The following is an 18,638-nucleotide window of genomic DNA, read 5'->3' as shown; positions in this document are numbered from 1 at the left end:
GGCATCAATTGCCGCGGAAGAGATCGATGATCTCGGCCACCGTCGCGTCGCCGATCCTGCGGGAGAGCTGCGCCTGGTAGACATCAGCGACCGCCTCCAGGAAACGCGCCTTCTCTTCCTCGGAGAGATCGATGATTTCGACACCCGCCTCGCGGGCGATCCGAATGCCGCGCGCCCCGGCGAGTTCGTACGCCTGCCCCCCCGACTCCGACAGCCAGGAGTCGGCGGCCTCGTCCAGCCAGCCCTGCTCCTGCGCGGTGAGCGACTCGTAGGCGCCGCGATTCATCAGCAGTGAAAAGGGAGTCGCGGAGAGGGGCAGCCATGTGGTGAGGTATTCGGCCGGCTCCTGCAACTGATACGCGGAAATGCCCCCTGCGGTGATCACGACGCCGTCGATCACGCCGGTGTGCAGGTTCTGTTGAATCTCCGAGACGGGCTGCATCACCGGGGTCGCTCCCAGTGCGTCGACAAAGGGCATCTCGATGCGCGACGAGACCCTCAGCTTGAGCCCCTGCAGGTCCTCCAGTCTTCGGACGGGCCTTTCGCGGGTGAGGAGCACGGGGGGAGTGGTGGACCACATCGCCAGGACCTTCGCCTCGTACTCCTCCTCGAGGACCGGGCCGGCGCGCTGCAGCGCGGCCGTGCACTCGATCGCGGTGCCGCAGATCCCCGGATAGGCGCTTAGCGTGGTTCTGGGGAACGTCACGGCCGTGTATCCGGGGATCACCATGGCTATGTCCGCCACCCCCTCGAGCAGCATGGAATAGTATCTCCGGGGATCGGAGCCGAGGGCGCCTCCCATGTACTCCGTCGCCGTCAGCCTGCCTCCCGACACCTGCTCCAGTCGTTCCGAGAACGGGATCACGACCCCGGATCTCAAGGTGCTGAGCGGCGGCACGAAGTGCGCAAGGACGAGCGATCTGCGCCCCGGACCGCCATCCGGGGAAGGCGAACAGGCGGAGGCCACGAGAAGCAGGACAGGGATCAGCGCGGCGATGCGAGCCGGCCGACGTCGACGTGAGTCAACACTCGAACGCATCAGCGCCGTTCCCCCGCCTGCCGATCAGGGGCAACCCTCAGGGTGACGATGTCCACGTTGCGAAACTGCTGGTGCCGGACGGACGAAGCCAGATGCCGGAGCAGCCGCAGCGAGATTTCCGTTTCCGCCGGTTCGGCCCGGGCCTCGTCCCCGAGCCACTCCAGCCGATCCTGGAGGTTGAGTTCTTCCTGTCCCGCAGCGGCCGCCTTGAATTGCAGCACGGCGTGCCCGGCCTCCCAGTACGCCGTGACCAGGAGGGCGCGCTGTCCGTGCGCCGGCTCGTCTCCCGGCGACCCGCCTGCGCCGTGGGGCTCGAGGAGCATCAGCAGGGTTTCCTCGCACGCGGCCTCCATGCGCTCCACCGACGCCTCCAGGCCGGTGCGGCGGGCGAACCTGCGAATGAAATCGCCGATCCCGGGCAGTTCGGCCACGTCGAGCCGCCCGCTGAAGCGCGCCACGCGCGGCATCGTCAGGACGGCAAGCAGGATGGCGATCGTGCCTCCCGCCGTCATGCCGTTGTTGAAGAGGCCGCCCGCGAAGTTCGCAAAGAAGTCCGGAAAGACAACGTCGAACTCGACGGCGATGCCGACCCAGACCGCGAGTCCGGCGATGAGGCCGTTTCGCGGATTGCTGCCGGTGCCGGAGACCACCTCGCGCATGCCGACCACGAAGAACGTGGCCATGATGACGGCCATCGCCGAGGCCACGACGGAGTCCGGCATCGCGACGATCACCGCGACCAGCTTGGGCAGGCAGGCCAGGGCGATCAGCGCGAGCCCGGCGATGACGCCCAGGCTGCGCGCGGCCACGCCGGTGGTCTCGATCGTAGCGATGGGCGTGGGATGCAGGGTGTTGGGGATCCCGCCGGTCAGGCCGGCCAGAATGTTGCCGCCGCCCTCGGCCGCCACCGCACCCTGTACGGAGCGAAAGTCCACGGCGCGCGCGCGGTGCCACGATACGCGCTGGGTGGCGACCGCGACCCCCACCGACTTGGTTGCTCCAACGAGGGCGATGAACAGGAAGGCCGGAAGAAGCGCCCAGAAGGCGGGGCTGAAACTCAGGTCCAGCCCGGGGGGACGGCCCGCCGGCAACCCGATCCAGGCTGCGTCAGCCACGAGCCCGACCTCGTAGATCCCGAAGAACCCGCCCACGACGGATCCGGCCGCGAGCCCGGCGGCGGGAGCCCAGAGACGAAGCCTGCCCGTGCCCTTCAGGTGGATCCCGGCGGCTGTCGCCACCGTCGCGCAGGCGCACAGCGGACCGGCCACGGCCGGGGCACCGGCCGGCAGGTCGTTCAGCATGCGGAAAAGGACGGGCATGACCGTGACCGGCAGAAGCATGATCACCGTGCCCGTGACCACGGGGGTGAGGATGCGGTGCAGCAGGGCAAGGCGCTCGGAGAACGCCGCCTGCACCAGTCCCGACACCACCACCAGCGTCGCGAGCAACGATGGCCCGCCCTGAACCAGAGCCACGACGCACACGGCGATGAACGGCGAGGAGGCACCGTGGAGCATCTGGTAGCCGGCGCCGAGACGTCCCGGCCGGATCGCCTGCACCGCGGTCATGACGCCGCACGCCAGCATGCCGGCGAAGACCGCCCACAACAGGAATCCTTCCGCGTCGGCGGCCCGGAAGACGATAGTGGGCAGCAGCACCGCCGAGTTCAGGCTGAGAATGGCGAGCTGCAGTCCGAGCCCGAGACCGACCGGCCGCGCGACCGGGTCGGTGGCTTCGTAGCGGAGACCCTGGTCCGGTCTCATGGCAGCATGGTCCGCTTGATAAGCGCCGAGCTTCCCCCCATTCTCATGCGCGCGCCTCTCCCCGGGGGCGCATGCATCGCTTCGCCAGCTCTTCCGCCCCCATTCGCGGCCACTATAGCCAACGGGATTCCACCGTGCGAGCACTCCACATCGAACCCCTTGCGGACTGGATCCAGGGCCTCTTCCAGCAAGCGGCGGACGAGGCCGGAGTCGAGGTGACGTGGGGCGGCGGGATGGATGAACGGGCACTGCGCGCGGCCGCGGCCGGCGCGGACGCCCTCGTGACGGCAAAGCGGCGCATCGGCGCGGACCTGATCGGCGCTTCCGCGGGCCTTCGCCTGATTCAGGTGCAGGGGCGGGCGCCCTGGGCGGTGGATCGGGACGCCGCGGCTGCGGCCGGAGTGCCGGTGTCGGTGCTCCCGCACCGCGGTGCGATCGCCGTCGCGGAGCAGACCGTCGCGCTGATGCTGGGCCTCTACCGCAAGCTGGTGCCGGGGCATATGGGCACCCGGGATGCGGAATACCTGGAACTCGGCGTCGAGCCTGTGCGCACCACGGAGCGCAGGATCGCCTTCAACTGGCTGCGCTACCCCGACGTCTGGCAGCTCCACGGCAGGACGCTGGGGCTGGTCGGGCTGGGCGACATCGCGCTCGAGGTCGCGCGGCGCGCGCGCGCGTTCGATATGGAAGTCGTCTACCACAAGCGCTCGCCTTTGCCCCGCGAGCACGAGGAGATGGTCGGGGCGCGCTCCGTGCCGCTCCCGGAACTCCTCGCCGCGAGCGACGTGGTCAGCCTGCACGCCCCCCATACCGACCAGACGGAGCGCATGATCGACGCCGCGGCCCTCGCGCTCATGAAGCCCACGGCCATCCTGGTGAACACCGCGCGCGGCGGGCTGGTCGATGAAGATGCGCTCGCTGACGCCCTTCGGGGCGGCCGGATCGCCGGGGCGGGGCTGGATGCCTTCCTGTACGAGCCGTTGCCCGAGGGCAGCGCGCTGGCCGATGCGCCAAACGTGCTCCTGTCACCCCATGTGGGTGGCGGGACCGGTGGCGGGCAGCGGGGCATGATCGACGACGTGGTCGCGAATCTGGTCGCGGTGGCCGGAGGCGGGGAGGTGCGGGGATTGGTGAACGGTACCCATCCACAACCCTGAGCCCGGAGCCTCCATGCTGAGAGACCCGCTGCTGGTTATCGCCTTCATGCTGGCCGTGGTGGCTTTCGCGCGCTGGCTGGAAGAGCGCTACGACGTCATCAAGAAGATCAGCTCCGCCGTCGTGTGCACCCTGCTCGGCATCACGCTCGCCAATGTCGGCGTCATCGAACACACCGGGCCGGCGCACGAAGCCGTGTTCACCTTCGCCATCCCCTACGCAATCGTGCTCGTCATCATGGGCACGCACATGAAGGAACTGGCCCATGCGGGAAGGCCCCTGCTGATCGCGTATCTCGCGGCGTGCGGGGGCAGCTTCGTTGGCGGGGCGGTGGCGGGCGCGACCATGGCCGGATGGGTCGGACCGGAGACGTGGAAGCTCTCGGGGGCGTTCTCGGCCGCCTTCGCGGGCGGTGGGATGAACTTCGCCGCCGTCGGACAGGGGCTCGAGGTCGAGCCGAGCACCTTCGCTGCCGCAGCGCTGGCCGACAACATGTCGACGGTCCCGTACCTGCTGTTTCAGGTGTGGCTGGCGGGTGTTCTGGCGGCGATCTTCCTGCGCCGAAGCGGTGCCGGACTCGCCACGGCGCCAGCCACCGACGCCGCGGAAAGGGCCGAGCAGGAGGCGCAGGAAGAGACGATGCGCCGCCGCTGGACCGACACCGACATCAGCATCACGGACTTCGCCATCCTGGGCGGCCTTCCCCTGGTCGCGCTCTGGCTGGCACGGATCATCAGTGAAGCCTTCGCGGAGCAGCTTGCCGCCATGTCGGTGGGTTCACCGGGGTACGGACTCGTGCAGTTCTTCAGCGACGTGCCGGAAGTCCTCTGGCTGACGACGATTGCGCTCATCGTGGCGCAGCTTCCGTGGGTGAGGAAGCTGCGCGGGGCCGAGGTCCTTTCCTATTTCGCCCTCCACATCTTCTTCATCGCGCTGGGTGCGGCCTCCGATCTGGCGACCATTGTCGACGCCGGCGTGCCCATCTTCAGCTTCATGATCGTCATCATGGGCATCCACGTCGTCGTCGCGTACGGGATCGGGTGGCTCTTCCGCATCGATCTGGCCACGGTCTCGATCGCCAGCCAGGCCGCGATCGGCGGGCCCGGCTCGGCGTTGGCCATCGGCATGGCGATGAAGTGGCACAAGCTGGTGGCCCCGGCGGTCATCGTGGGCATCTTCGGATACGCGCTCGGGAACTACCTTGGCTTCTTCTGCGCGCGGGTCGTGGATGCGCTTGTGGGTTAGTGCGGGGATCGGGTCCGCCGATCCGGGACCGGTGGCCCGCATCCCCTCCAACCAACGTGCGCGCACCTCTCGATAAGGCATGCCCGCATCCAGCATTCCACGTCCGCCAAGCGTCGCGGGCATCGACGTCCTCGTGACGGGAGCCGGCCGAGGCCTGGGTCGCGGCATCGCAAAGGCGATGGCTTCGGCGGGCGCGCGGGTATGGCTGGTTGCCGAGGTGCCGGAGGAACTCGAGTGGACTGCATCCGACATCCGCGCGGCGGGAGGTGAAGCTCACATTCTCGTCACCGATCTCGGGCGCGAGGATGAACGAAATGGACTGATACGTACCCTGCGCAGGGAAGCCCGCAGGCTGCGCGTCATCGTCAACAACGCCGGCGTGCTGGAACGTGAGCCTGTCGCATCGATGGACGCCGCACACTGGCGCCGTATCATGAGCGTGAACCTGGAAGCCCCGGTGTTCCTGACGAGGGACTTGCTGCCGCTCCTGCGGGAGGAGGGCGGATCCGTGATCAACGTCTCCTCCCGCGCGGGGACCGGCGCGTTCGCACGCCAAGCCGCATACTGCGCCTCCAAATTCGGCATGGAGGCATTTACGCGATGCCTCGCGCTCGAGCTGGCGGGGTCGTCCATCAGCGCCAACACGGTGACGCCGGGGCTGCCCATCAAGCCGACCTCCTTGACGCAACGGGACGCGGAATGCGCGGATGCGGCCACGCGCGCGGGTTGGCGGGATCCCGTTAGACTGGGACCCGCGTTCCTCTTTCTCGCCGGGCTGCGCGGCCGGATCAGCGGCTGCCGCTTCGACGCCTGGACATTGACGCAGGCGCTGGAGCAGTGGGGCACGCGGGGAGTGATGAAGCGCATTCACGAAATCGCCGAATACACGCCGGAGGCTGTTGGATGACCGAATCAGGCCACGGAAGTTTGCCAGAGGGAAGCGCAGGGAGCGCCGTGGAGGCGGCCGTCTCGCAACGGGCGAGGACGGCGATGGAGTCCTTCGCGAGCGCCGGGTCCGCCCGGTCGTCCGGGTCCACCACGGCAGGTCCGAGCGAGGGCTTGCTCGCCGGCCTGCGCCATCACCTGCTGGCCGGAGAAACCCACTACCCGGACCGTCCCGGAATGGGGGAGCTGCGCCGGCGGGTGGGCGAGGCCCTGCCCGATCTGGGCTTCCCCGCTCGCGAACCCGATGGCGTGCTCATCACCCAGGGAGAAGGAGAGTCGCTCTTCGCGACCATCCTGGGCCTCGGCGGCGGAGAGGGGGCCGCCATCGTCGCACAGTCCGGAAGTCGGCATCAGCGCCTGCTCGACTGGATGCGGGTGCGCGTGACCGAACCCGGCACCGATGCTGCGTCAGAAGCCGAGGCGGCATTTCACTTGATCGAATACGAGGCGGGGGCGGCAATCCCCGAAGACGGGAACGCGCCCGCCACCCCGCGGCTCGTTCAGGTGCATGCGATCGGTGACCGCCTCTTCGGCGGCCAGGCCGAGGCTGCCTCCGCCCCCGCCGACGCCATCGTGATCGGCTCGCTGCACGGCCTGGAGGGGATGCACCCGTTTTCCCTCGGCTTCGTCGCCGCTCCCGTCGCCGTGCGGCCGCGCATCGCCAAGTGGAAGCAGGCGTCGTCGATCTGCTCGCCGGCTCCGTCGCAGCGCGCCGCCTTGTGGGCGCTGGGGGTGCGGCCATGAGCGCCCCGATGAAGTCCCGGGAACGCGCGGGCTCCGCCTCGCTGCGCAAGGGCGAGGCGGCAACCTCGCTTCGCTACAAGATGATGGCGCTCGCGCGAGAAAGAGAGAACGTCATTTCGCTGGGGCGCGGCGATCCCGATCTGCACACCCAGCCGGCGATTGTCGAGGACGGCCTTGCCCGTTTCGCCGAAGCGGCGGGCGCGGGGATGGCCACAGGGGACGGTGGCCCGGTGCGCGGCCTGCTCCCGCTGCGCGAAGGCATCGCCCGCCGCTACGCCCGCGAAAAGGGCGTGGAGGTCGATCCCGCCACCGAAATCGCCATCACCAACGGCGCCCAGGAGGGGCTGTTCCTGGCCATGCTGGCGCTCGTCGACCCGGGCAACCGGGTCGCCTGCCAGGACCCGCGCTACAGCTCCTACGACCAGGCGATCGGGACCGCGGGCGGCGACATCGTGCCTGTCCCCACGGGTGGAGACCGCCCCTTCGAACTCGGGGGCGATGAACTCCGAAAGCACGCGCAGGGCTGCAAGCTCCTCGTATTCGTGAATCCTTCGAACCCGACCGGATCTTGCGTAGGCCCGCAGGGCGTGCGCGATCTGGCAGGGGCCGCGGCCGACCTCGGCATGGTGGTGGTGTCCGACGAGATCTACGAGGACGTGGTCTTCCGCGAGGAGCCGTTCCTCTCGCTGCTTGCCGCGGATGGAGCCCGCGGGCGTTCGGTTGTCCTTTCGGGATTCTCCAAGGCCTACGCGATGACCGGCTTCCGGGTCGGCTACCTGGTCGGCCCACCGGCCTTCATCGACGCGGTGGAGGCCATCAAGAGCACGACGTCGGGCCCCTGTCCGGCATTCTCGCAATACACGGCTCTCGCCGCCCTCGAGGCCGATCCGGACCCGCGTCCGGAGTATCTGGCGCGGTATCGGCGCCGGCGCCAGGCGCTGATCGACGGCTTCGCCGAGCTGGGGGTCCCGCACGGTCCCCACGGGGGAGGCCTGTTCATGTGGGCCGACGTTTCGCGCTTCGGGATGGACGCCGAGAACTTCTGCTACCGGCTCCTGGACGAGGCGGGCGTGCTGATGTTCCCCGGGGCCTCCTTCGGTGCGAGATGGCGCAACTGGGTACGGGTCTCGCTCCTGTGTCCCGAGGCACGCATCCTCGAGTCGATGGAGCGCATACGGAAGTTCGCCAGCAGCCTGTAGGATGGCTGGATGGAAGCTCGGCTTCCGACCGCGAGAGTGAATGGAACGGGAAGATCGCGCCGGTCCGCGAGCGGCCGCGCGTCGTGGGGAACCGGCAACCCCGTGTGGCGTAGTCCCGGTTCGGCGGCTACGCTTGCGAGCCCGCCGGCATCCGCACCCGAACCGGAACCAGGAGGATCCATGACCCTGCGAATCAACGACGAAGCACCCGATTTCACCGCCGAGACCACCGAGGGCACCATCCGATTCCACGACTGGATCGGCGACGGATGGGCGATCCTGTTTTCCCATCCGAAGGACTTCACGCCCGTCTGCACCACCGAACTGGGCACCGTGGCCGCGCTCAAGGACGAATTCACGCGCCGCAACTGCAAGATCATGGGCATCAGCGTGGACGGCGTCGGCGACCATCACGCCTGGTCGGACGACATCGCGTCGTTCGGCGGGCACGCCATCAACTATCCGCTGGTGGGCGACCCGGAGCTGAGCGTGGTCAAGCTCTACGACATGCTCCCGGCCGATGCGGGCGACACCTGCAAGGGACGGACTCCGGCCGACAACGCCACGGCACGCTCGGTCTTCATCATCGGACCCGACAAGAAGATCAAGGCCACGCTCACCTATCCCATGAGCACGGGCCGGAACTTCGCCGAGATCCTGCGGCTTCTGGATTCCTGCCAGCTCACCGCCAACAAGCAGGTCGCCACCCCGGCCAACTGGGAGCACGGTGAGGACGTGATCATCCTCCCTACCGTGTCTAACGAGGACGCGGAAGCGAAGTATCCGGACGGTTGGGAACAGCCGCTTCCCTACATCCGCATCGTTCCGCAGCCCGAGTAGCGATACCCGGGTCATCGCAGAGGCATTCACCGGCCCCCGGGCTCGCGCACACCAGGAAATGCGCGGGTCCGGGGGTCATGAGCACATGGGAGCGCCCGTGAGCGAACTGCTGATCGCCGGCGGCACCGTGGTAACGGCCGACCGCATGGAGCCGGCCGACGTCCTGATCCGCGACGGGCGGATTGCGGAGGTCGGGCAGGACCTGACCACCGATGGCGAGGTCCTGGACGCGCGCGGCCACTGGGTCATGCCCGGGGGCATCGACACCCACACGCACCTGGCTCACCCCATCGACCGCCTGGGGATCACCACCGCCGACGACTTCCATACCGGCACCGTCGCGGGGGCGTGCGGGGGCGTCACCACCATCATCGACTTCTCGCTGCAGCGGCGGGGCGAGACGCTGGCGCTGGCGCGCGACAGGCGCCTGGGCGAAATCGCGCCCGACGCCGTCATCGACTATGGCTTTCACACCATCGTCACGGATGTCCGCGACGATGTCATCGCCGAAGTGCCGGAGTTGATCGAGGGAGGATTCCCCTCCTTCAAGGTCTACATGACGTACGGCGACAAGATCGTCAACGACGATGGGCTGTTGCGGCTGCTGGAAGCGACCGGCGCCAACGGCGGGCTCGTCTACGTCCACTGCGAGAACGACTGTGCGGTCACGTACCTGATCAACCAGCACCTCAGCGACGGCAAGACCGGTCCCGCCTACCACGCCCCCAGCCGCCCCCCGGTGGTGGAGGCGGAGGCGACCCATCGCGCCATCATGCTGGCCGGGGTGGTGGATGCTCCCCTTTGCATCGCGCACGTCACCTCGGCGGGCGCGGCGGGTCATGTGGCCGCCGCCCGCGAGCGCGGCGAACCGGTTGTGGCCGAGACCTGCCCGCAGTACCTGGTGCTCGACGAGACGGTCTACGACCCCTGCGGCGGGTTCGAGGTCGCCAAGTTCGTGTGCAGCCCCCCGATGCGCGCCGCCGAGCACGGCGACGCCCTCTGGAGCGCGCTGGCGGACGGATCGATCCAGCAGGTGTCCTCCGACCACGCCCCCTTCCGCTACCACGACCAGAAGACCACCGGGCGCGGCAACTTCACCCGCATCCCCAACGGCCTCCCGGGGATCGAGACCCGCCTCCCCCTGGTGTTCGCCGGCGGCGTGTCGACCGGCTTGATCTCGCCCCAGCGCTTCGTCGAACTCGCCTCCACCAATCCGGCGCGCATCTTCGGAATGTACCCACGCAAGGGCACGCTGGACGCCGGAGCCGACGCCGACGTCATCGTCGTGGACCCGGAGGCGGAGACCGAAATCGATGCGGCCAGGCTCCACTCCGCGGTAGACTACAGCCCCTTCCAGGGGATGCGGGTGAGCGGCTTCCCGACCTGGACGCTTTCGCGCGGTGAGATCATCGTCGACCGCGGGGAGCCGGTCGCGGAGCGGGGCAGGGGACGCCTGGCCGAGCGCGGGCGGATTGATCCGGCGGCGCTGCCGTGAGCGTGCCGAAGTCGTGGCGGTGGTCCGCCCCGTGAAGTCCGAGCCGGGTTCGGAGACTGATCCGTGAACCTGGACGGCATCCGCGCGCAATTCCCGATCCTCCATCGCCGCAACTACCTGAACTCCTGCTCGCTGGGCGCACTCTCGATCCGCGCCGAGGAACGCTTGCAAGACTTTCTGGACCGCTGGCACGATATGGGCGCCTCGGCATGGTACGAGCACTGGTGGGGGCTGCTCGCGGAGCTGCGGCATCGCGTCGCGGATCTCTTCGCGGCCCCCGCGGGGGCCGTCGCGCTCATGCCATCCACCTCCGCGTGCCTCGCGGTCATCTCCGAGAGCCTGGACTGGACGACGCGCAACCGCATCGTTACGACCGAGCTCGACTTTCCCACGCTCCTGTACCAGTGGAAGGTCCGTCCCGGCGTGGAGATGGTCGTGCTGGAGAGTCCGGACGGCGTCCGGGTCGACCCGCAGCAGTTCGAGGACGCCGTCGACGAGCGCACGCTGGCCATCGCCACCAGCCATGTCTTCTTTACGACCGGCGCAATCCTCGATCTGAAGTCGATCGCCGAGATCGCGCATCGGGCGGGCGCGTATTGCCTCGTCGATGGCTACCAGGGCGCGGGCCAGATTCCTCTGGATCTCCCGGCGACCGGCGTAGATTTCTATACTGCCGGCCCGCTCAAGTGGCTCTGCGGAGGCCCGGGGCTCGCGTATCTGTACGTGCGCGAGGACCTTATCCCGGCGCTCGAGCCGAGAATCACCAGCTGGTTCGCCACAGAGGACCAGTTTCGCTTCAACCCCGGCGAATTCCGATATCACGCGGATGCGCGCCGCTTCGAGCTCGGGACCCCCGCGCTCGCCACGGTCCACACGGCGCTCGGCGGGCAGGACATCATCGACGAAACCGGCGTCGAGGCGATTCGGGCCCGGAACGTGATGCTGACGGAACGATTGATCGACGGCTGCCGGGCCGCCGGTTTCGCTCCCCGTGTCGCCGGCGACCCGGATGAGCGCTCGGCGATCGTCCCGGTTCGTCATCCGGCACCGGCGGACGCGGTCAAGCACCTCGCCGGCCGCGGAATCATCGTGGACAGCCGTCCGGGCGTGGTTCGGGCGAGCCCGCACTTCTACAACACCGCGGAGGAAGCTGACGAATTCGTGAGTGCGCTCAGGAAGACCGTGTGACGGCGCGACGAACGAACCTCGTCGACGCGCCATAGCCGTTGCCTTCATTGTGCGCTCGGGTCCAACCAGCTCGCTTCAGTTGACGTCCGATGAGCCGGTTGAAGAACCCGTGACCAACGAGCACCACGCGGCCGCCCTCGGTCGCGGAATCCGCAAGTCTCTCGGCAGCACGCCGAGCTCGCGCCCTGGCCATGGCGTAGCTTTCGACCTGTTGGTGAAGTCCCAGCATCCAAAGGCTGCGCGCAATTGCAACGGCGACGGAATATGGCAATGACAAGCCGGGGACAGGTATCCTGGCCGGCAATTCCGCTTCGCGATAGAGCGGGTCGCCCGTGGTTTCCTCGATATGCGGGAAGAACAGCCTGGCCGACTCGATGGAGCGCCGCGAGTTGCTTGTCAGGATTCTGCACTCCCCCCCTTTCGCGTCACTACAATAGGTCTTCGTCTTTCGCGTGCGCGGATCCGTGTGACGGTGATCGATCCCTGCGCTCTCATACGCGGCAAGAAAGTCACGCATGTCGAACGTCCGGACTCGGGCCCGGGTGTCAAAGCGGGGTCGGGCGTGCCGGATCAACAGTATCTCATCCGATAGCATTCGGCTTCTCCGGCAAAGCCGGGAGGATTGGCGCTCCGTCGAGCCTCGGATCAGCCGCTTCCTACCCCAGCAGGTCGTCCCGCACCTCGTCGATGATGCCGTAGAAGCAGCACCATTCGCCCTCGATCACCGCGGGACGCGAGCGCAGGCCGAACACCACGCCCTCCTGCGGGGCCACGACTGCAGCGCACTCATCGCCGTAGAGATCGAAGATCCGTCCCAGCGGCGTTCCCGCCGGGATCGACGTCTCGAAAGGCACGTTCGGCTCGCCGACCCACATCCCGGACGCCGGAGCCAGCAGCGCCTGCTGGTGCCCCATGCGCCACCTGGCGGCATGGCGCGCCTCGCCCTCGAGCATCTCGTAGTGGCACATCACGTTGCGGTAGCTGCCCGCCAGGTCCTCGGCCACGGCATGGAAGTCGGAGGTGAGGGTGCGGCAATTGCCCCCCAGCTCGATCGTGATCCCGGCCTTGCCCAGCTCGGCGATCTTCGAGGAGGGATTGGCACCGCCCACGCCGCTGCGGAACACTAGGTCCCATTGTGGCCCCATCGCCGCCGCGAGTTCGAAGCTGGGCGGGTTGTCGGAGGCGAAGATCATGTGCGCGAGGTAGGAGTGCTCTCCCCCCGAATGCACCGCGATCTGAAGGTCGCAGGTGTCCTTCATGGCCTGCCAGTGCGCCCACGCCGCCCGCTCGGTCGGGTAGCCGTCGGTGCGCCCCGGATAGATGCGGTTCATGTCGTAGGAGAAGGTGTCCAGCGGATCGCCGCGCTTGCCCGCCTCGAACGCGGGCACGTTCATCGCCGGAACCCCGACCACCGTCCCGCGCACCTCGGCTGCGTCGAGCGTCGCGAACAGCTTGAAGATCGAGAGCGCGCCCTCGGGTTCGTCCCCGTGGGTGGCGCCGTTGATCCACAGGATCGGGCCGTCGGATGCGCCGCGGCATATCAGGATGGGAATCTCGCGCGCGACCGCCGCCACGTCCGATCCGACCGGGATCACGCCCCGGGTGATCGTCCCGGGAGACGTCTCCGCGCTCCCGATCACCAGCGTTTCGTTACTCATGTACGCTCCAGTGAGAATGGCACCCCCAGCTCTTCGGCCAGCGCCCGCAGCCGCACCACCGTCTTCGGATCCATCGGGATGCCGTGCTTCAGTCGATGCCGCGCGCGCTCCTGTTCCGCCTGCCCGGGCAGCTGAACCGGTTTGTCCGGATCGATCGGCGATGCGCCGAGCACATCCGCGATCAGCCGCTCGAGCCTGTCCTCGAACTCCCCTCGCGCCATGAACGCCTCGATGTCGACGGCGATCATGGTATGGGCCACATCGTAGTTCTCGTCGTCCTGGAATACCTGCGCCCCGAAGAGCGACCCCGTCAGCACGCCCGTGAGAATGTCTGTGATGAGGCTGAGGCCGTAGCCCTTGTAGTCGCCAATGGGGAGCAGGGGGCCCTTCATGGCGGCGTCCGGATCACTCGTGCGCGCGCCCGCGGGCGTGAGCGCCCAGTGATCCGGCATCGGCAGCCCCGCGCGCCTCAGCCAGCGCATCATCCCCTTGCCGGACTGTGTCAGCGCCATATCCAGCACGATGGGGTCGCGCCCGCCGGCCCTCGGAACCGCCATGCCCCAGGGGTTCGTGCCCAGGATCGGCCGGGTCGCGCCCCATGGAGCCATCTCCGCGCCCGCGTTCGTCATCGAAATCCCGATCAGCCCCGCGTCCGCCGCCCGCTTGGCGTGGAAGCCGGCGATCCCGAAGTGGTTGCTGTGCCGCACGCCGACCATCGCCACCCCTGCCTGCCACGCCATCTCCACGGCCCGGTCCATGGCCCGACGCGCGGCGACATATCCGAGTCCCTTGTTTGCATCGAGAAGCGCCGCCGCGGGCCTCTCGCGTACCCACGTCATCGGCGCATCGGGAAGAATCCCCCCGTTGCGCATGCGCCGCGCGTAGCGAAAGAGCTTCTCGAGTCCCTGGTGCTGTCCCGGATGCCACCAGAGCGACGCCGTCACGACCCCGTCGGCGTTGATACGGGCTTCCTCGGCGCTCGCGCCAAGCGCCCGCAACACGTCTTCGGCGAATCCGCGCACCGAGGGCTCACGAAAGCGCTCGACCGCGACCCGTTCGTCCAGGTGGTAGGTGATGGCAGTGCTCCCCGGTCCGCGGCTCGGCTACTCCCCGAACCCCCAGCTGTGGGCGTGGGGCTGGATCAGCTCCGCCGTCATCCCGGGAAGCTGATCGGGATAGACGAAGGCCTCGTAGCCGTCGTTGGCGTCGAAGATGGTGTCCTGGAAGAAGGGGATCCCGCGCTCGCGCAGTCCGGCGACATCGCCGTCGATGTCCGTCGTCTGGAGCGCTATGTGGTCCAGCCCCTCGCCGCGTGAGTTGAGGAAGCGGTTCACGCGCGACTCCGGGTCCCAGTTCTGCACCAGGTGCAGCCAGCACTGGTTGGGGAAGAGGATGCGCGCGTCGAGCTGCTTTCCCTTGCCCTGGTCGTTGCGGTAGTCCTGGGCGACGAGCCCGAAGAAGCGCTCGAAGCGTTCGCACGCGTCCGCCAGGTCGTGCACGCACAGCCCGATGTGCTGCAGGCGGAAGAGTTCCATCGAGTCGCTCACGGGCTCGCCCACGGCTTCCGGCGGATAGTACCAGCTCCGGTCGTGCGACTGGATGAGCTCGATGGTGAGGCCGGGCAGCCTGTCCGGATAGACGAAGGCCTCGTAGCCGTCGTTGGCGTCGAGAATGCGGTCCTCCCACACGCTCACGCCGATCTCGCGGAGATGGGCGACATCGGCTTCGATATCGTCCGTCTCCAGGCAGATGTGCTCCAGCCCCTCGCCCTTCTCCTGGAGAAACCGGTTCACGCGCGACTCCGGATTCCAGTTCTGGACGAGGTGCAGCCAGCACTCGTTGCCGAGCAGGATGCGGGCGTCGAGCTGCATCCCCTTGCCCTGGTCGTGGCGGAAATCGCGCGCCTTGAGCCCGAGAACGCGCTCGAAGCGCGCGCAGGCGTCCTCGAGATCGCGCACCACCATGCCGATGTGCTGGACCCGCAGAATCATCGCCCCGCCCCAACGGGATCGTTGCGGTACACGCGGCCCGCGCGCATCACGAAGACCACGCGCCCGAGCGCCCCGATGTCTGCGGACGGATCCCCCGCCACCGCGATCAGGTCGGCCTCGTACCCGGGCTCCACCGCGCCCAGCGACCCGCCCAGCCCGAGCGACTCCGCGGCCAGGCTGGTTGCCGAGACGACCGCCGCCATCGGGTCCTGGCCGCCCTCCTCGACGCGGTAGACCAGCTCCTGCCAGTTGTTGCCGTGCGCCCCCGCCACGGCGTCGGTGCCGAACACGATGTCGAGACCCTCGACGGTCAGCGCCTCCTGGAAGGTGGCGAGCGCGACCGGCACGGCCGCGCGCATCTGCGCGAAACCCTCTTCCGTGTAGTTGCCGATGCCCAGGTACCGCTCCGCGTTGGCGAAATAGTTGTCGAAGATGACGTGGATGTGCGGGTCGTAGTAGAGCCCGCGCTCGGCGAGCAGCTCGAGTGTGGCCCGGTCCAGCAGCGCTCCGTGCTCGATCTGCGAGCATCCCGCCCGCGCTGCGCGGCTCGCGCTCTCGGGCCCGTGGGCGTGCACCACCGTGCGCAGGCCGTGCTCGCGCGCCCGGCCGCAGGCGGCGTCGAGCTGCTCCTGGCTGAGCGTCGGCCCGCCTCCCACCCGGATGCTCTCCGAGGCGAAGATCTTGATCACGTCCGCGCCCGCGGCCGCCATCTCGTCCACATGGGCCCGCATCTCGGCCCGCCCGCCGGTTCCGGCGTTGATCGGGCGGATGGATGTGAGGATGCGCGGCCCCGGGAGCATGCCTCCGGCGATCGCATTGCGGACCGGGACGTCCTCCGCTCCGCCGACGCTCTGGACGGTAGTGACCCCGCTGTGGAGCATCTTCCACGCGTTCTCGGCCGCGTAGAGCGCCTGATCCTCGGGGCTGTCGGCCGACGCCGCGGTGTTCAGCCGCCCGGTCTCGCGGTCGAAGTGCCATCCCAGGTGTACATGCGTGTCGATCAGGCCGGGCAGCAGGGTCGCCCCGGACAGGTCGTAGACCGTGGCTCCGGTTGTGCTCCCCGCCTCGACCACCGCCTCGATGCGGCCGCCCCGCACCACCACCTCGCGCCCGTCCAGCGCCGTGCCGCGCCCGTCGAGCACCCGGTCGGCGCGCAGCACGATCACGCCCTCTTCCGCGCTGCCGCCTCCCGGTGGTCCACCAGCCGCGTCACCCTGGCCGCCCTCCGGCCCGCCCCCGCCGCAGCCCGCCAGCAGCCACGCGACCGTCCCGATCCACCATGCCGCCGCCCGCCCGCCAGTGTCGCGTCGAATCGACGTCATCGGTCTCCGCATCGGCCGCATCCGGCCGCCCTCGCGTGCTGGACTGGTTTCATCGCTCATCACTCCGTCTCGGGAATGCGCCACGGCCCGCGCCAACCCGGTTGCGCACCCGCCGGGACCGATCCGCCTCCCTCACCGCTTCCAACGACCCCCGCTTGCCGCCATCTTTCGCCCGGCAAGATGCAACGTTACCCGAGGGGACGCGAGTCAGGGGACGGGACCGGTGGCGGACGACAAAGGGAAGAAGCGAATCTCCGGCGCCAGCCTCAGGCACGCATTCCACGAGATCATCTGGCCTCGGCGCAGGCTGGTTCTGTTCGGCCTCGTGCTCATCCTGATGAACCGGCTGGCCGGGCTCGTCCTTCCCATCTCCACGCGCCCCCTCATCGACGACGTGATCGCCACCGGCGACCTGCCCGGCCTGTTCCGGCTCCTCGGGGCGGTGGCGCTGGCGGTGGTCGTGCAGGCGGCCACCTCGTACACGCTGACCATGAGGCTGAGCGTCGAAGCGCAGCATCTCATCGCCGAGCTGCGCACGCAGGTGCAGCGGCACGTCCTGAGCCTGCCCGTGCGCGTCTTCGACAACACGCGCTCGGGCGATCTGGTGTCGCGCATCATGGAGGACGTCAGGGGCGTGCGGAACCTCGTCGGCACGGGCCTCGTGCAGCTCGTCGGCGGGGTGATCACCTCCGTGGTGGGCTTCGTATACCTGCTGAGCATCTCTCCCACGATGACGGTGCTCACGCTGGGGCCTCTCGGGGCCTTCGCCTTCATCTCCACCAAGGCCTTCCGCACGCTCCGGCCCGCGTTTCGCGAGCGCGGCAAGATTCGCGCGGAGGTCACGGGCCGCCTCACCGAATCGCTTGGCGGCATTCGCGTCATCAAGGGCTTCCACGCCGGAAGGGCCGAGGGAATGATCTTCCGCGATGGCGTCCTGCGCATCTTCCGCAACATTCGGAAGACGCTCACCACCTCCAGTCTGGTCACCAGCGCCGGCACGTTCTTCATGGGGATGGCGGGGGTGCTGGTGATGGGGTACGGCGGATGGCTCATCGTTCAGGGCCAGCTCACGGTGGGCGAGCTCTTCTCCTTCACCTTCCTGCTGGGCTTTCTGATTGCGCCCGTGATCCAGATGGCCAACATCGGCACCCAGATGACGGAGGCCTTCGCCGGCCTCGACCGCACCGCCGAACTGCTCTCCTGGCCGACGGAGGACGATGATCCGAAGCGGGTCGTGGAGATGCCGTCCATCCGGGGCCGGCTGCGCTTCGAGGATGTCCACTTCCGGTATGAGGAAGACAAGCCCGTGCTGCGGGGCATCAGCTTCGACGTCGAACCCGGCACCGTGGTGGCGCTGGTGGGCAGTTCGGGATCCGGCAAGTCGACCATGGCCAGCCTGGCCGCTTCCTTCCTGACGCCCGACGAAGGCCGCGTGCTGGTTGACGATGTCGACCTGAGCGAGGTGCGGCTGGCCAGCTACCGCAACCAGTTGGGGCTGGTGCTCCAGGACGACTTCCTCTTCGACGGCACCATCAGCGAAAACCTGCTCTTCGCGCGCCCGGACGCGAGTGGGGATGAGGTGCGGCACGCCGCCGGGCAGGCGTTCGTCACCGAGTTCAGCGACCGCTTCCCGGACGGGCTCGACACCGTGATCGGCGAACGCGGGGTCAAGCTGTCGGGCGGCCAGCGCCAGCGGGTCACCATCGCCCGGGCGATTCTCGCCAACCCGCGTCTCCTTTTTCTCGACGAGGCGACCTCCAGCCTGGACACCGAGAGCGAGGCCCTCATCCAGGCTTCCCTCGCCCAGCTTCTGCGGGGACGCACCACTCTGGTGATCGCGCACCGGCTGTCGACCATTCGGCGCGCCGACCTCATCCTGGTGCTGGAGGAAGGCCGCATCGTCGAGCGTGGCCGACACGAAGATCTCATCTCGCGCCGGGGACGCTACCACGAACTCTACACGGTCCAGGCGAGGATTTGAGAGCGGTATGAGACTTGCGTTTCCGGTGCATTGCCTGAAAACTGATGTTAGCCCCGACGGGTGTCCGAAGCAT

At 68.4% G+C, this 18,638-nt stretch carries 16 protein-coding genes; 9 read left to right on the top strand and 7 right to left on the bottom strand.

Translation table 11 applies throughout. The features are described from left to right. Positions 1–4: 4 nt before the first annotated feature. On the bottom strand, positions 5–1,039 hold the full coding sequence (locus tag OXU32_07185) for a TRAP transporter substrate-binding protein (protein ID MDE0073751.1): 1,035 nt from the start codon (positions 1,037–1,039) through the stop codon (positions 5–7). Further along, positions 1,039–2,802 carry a hypothetical protein gene (locus OXU32_07180; GenBank protein MDE0073750.1) on the bottom strand — a complete coding sequence of 588 codons (1,764 nt, stop codon included), beginning with the start codon at positions 2,800–2,802 and terminating at the stop codon, positions 1,039–1,041. The genes OXU32_07185 and OXU32_07180 overlap by 1 nt, the downstream gene beginning before the upstream one ends. Positions 2,803–2,936: 134 nt before the next feature. Here OXU32_07180 and OXU32_07175 point away from each other — a divergent pair, with 134 nt between their 5' ends. The 8 genes from OXU32_07175 to OXU32_07140 all read left to right on the top strand — a co-directional run bounded on the left by OXU32_07175 (position 2,937) and on the right by OXU32_07140 (position 11,613). Continuing rightward, complete coding sequence (locus tag OXU32_07175; protein MDE0073749.1) at positions 2,937–3,959, top strand: D-isomer specific 2-hydroxyacid dehydrogenase family protein; 1,023 nt, start codon at positions 2,937–2,939, stop codon at positions 3,957–3,959. Positions 3,960–3,972: 13 nt separating this feature from the next. Beyond that, a complete protein-coding gene (locus OXU32_07170; protein ID MDE0073748.1) occupies positions 3,973–5,202 on the top strand; it encodes a DUF819 family protein in 1,230 nt (409 codons plus the stop codon). Between the two features lie 79 nt (positions 5,203–5,281). Next, complete coding sequence (locus tag OXU32_07165) at positions 5,282–6,109, top strand: SDR family NAD(P)-dependent oxidoreductase (protein ID MDE0073747.1); 828 nt, start codon at positions 5,282–5,284, stop codon at positions 6,107–6,109. After that, positions 6,106–6,891, top strand: a complete 786-nt coding sequence (locus tag OXU32_07160; protein ID MDE0073746.1) for a hypothetical protein — start codon at positions 6,106–6,108, stop codon at positions 6,889–6,891. Before OXU32_07165 ends, OXU32_07160 begins: the two co-directional genes overlap by 4 nt. 8 nt (positions 6,892–6,899) lie before the next feature. Continuing rightward, positions 6,900–8,090, top strand: a complete 1,191-nt coding sequence (locus OXU32_07155) for a pyridoxal phosphate-dependent aminotransferase (GenBank protein ID MDE0073745.1) — start codon at positions 6,900–6,902, stop codon at positions 8,088–8,090. A gap of 180 nt (positions 8,091–8,270) precedes the next feature. Further along, positions 8,271–8,930, top strand: coding sequence for a peroxiredoxin (locus OXU32_07150; GenBank protein MDE0073744.1), 660 nt, complete (start codon positions 8,271–8,273; stop codon positions 8,928–8,930). 97 nt (positions 8,931–9,027) lie between these two features. Then, a complete protein-coding gene (gene hydA / locus OXU32_07145) occupies positions 9,028–10,425 on the top strand; it encodes a dihydropyrimidinase (GenBank protein MDE0073743.1) in 1,398 nt (465 codons plus the stop codon). A 63-nt stretch (positions 10,426–10,488) separates the two neighbouring features. Continuing rightward, positions 10,489–11,613 carry an aminotransferase class V-fold PLP-dependent enzyme gene (locus OXU32_07140; protein MDE0073742.1) on the top strand — a complete coding sequence of 375 codons (1,125 nt, stop codon included), beginning with the start codon at positions 10,489–10,491 and terminating at the stop codon, positions 11,611–11,613. Here OXU32_07140 and OXU32_07135 read toward each other — a convergent pair. From OXU32_07135 to OXU32_07115, 5 genes are all read right to left on the bottom strand, one after another. Beyond that, positions 11,597–12,130: a histidine phosphatase family protein gene (locus OXU32_07135; GenBank protein MDE0073741.1), complete on the bottom strand. Its 534-nt coding sequence runs from the start codon at positions 12,128–12,130 to the stop codon at positions 11,597–11,599. The genes OXU32_07140 and OXU32_07135 overlap by 17 nt on opposite strands. Before the next feature lie 139 nt (positions 12,131–12,269). Next, positions 12,270–13,271, bottom strand: coding sequence for a M14 family metallopeptidase (locus OXU32_07130; protein ID MDE0073740.1), 1,002 nt, complete (start codon positions 13,269–13,271; stop codon positions 12,270–12,272). Then, the gene (locus OXU32_07125; protein ID MDE0073739.1) at positions 13,268–14,293 is read right to left on the bottom strand and encodes an Ldh family oxidoreductase; all 1,026 of its coding nucleotides are present in this window, start codon (positions 14,291–14,293) and stop codon (positions 13,268–13,270) included. The genes OXU32_07130 and OXU32_07125 overlap by 4 nt, the downstream gene beginning before the upstream one ends. An 81-nt stretch (positions 14,294–14,374) precedes the next feature. Beyond that, entirely contained in the window at positions 14,375–15,262 is an 888-nt protein-coding gene (locus OXU32_07120) for a VOC family protein (protein MDE0073738.1), read from the bottom strand. Further along, positions 15,259–16,584: an amidohydrolase family protein gene (locus OXU32_07115; GenBank protein MDE0073737.1), complete on the bottom strand. Its 1,326-nt coding sequence runs from the start codon at positions 16,582–16,584 to the stop codon at positions 15,259–15,261. Before OXU32_07115 ends, OXU32_07120 begins: the two co-directional genes overlap by 4 nt. Before the next feature lie 223 nt (positions 16,585–16,807). Between OXU32_07115 and OXU32_07110 the strand changes: the two genes are divergently transcribed. Beyond that, the gene (locus OXU32_07110; protein MDE0073736.1) at positions 16,808–18,565 is read left to right on the top strand and encodes an ABC transporter ATP-binding protein; all 1,758 of its coding nucleotides are present in this window, start codon (positions 16,808–16,810) and stop codon (positions 18,563–18,565) included. The last annotated feature ends 73 nt before the right edge of the window (positions 18,566–18,638 follow it).

This window comes from Gammaproteobacteria bacterium (genome assembly GCA_028819075.1).
Lineage (GTDB): Bacteria > Gemmatimonadota > Gemmatimonadetes > Longimicrobiales > Gaopeijiaceae > BD2-11.
The sequence above is the reverse complement of the archived record's forward strand: the minus strand, read 5'-3'. Positions and strand labels throughout refer to the sequence as shown.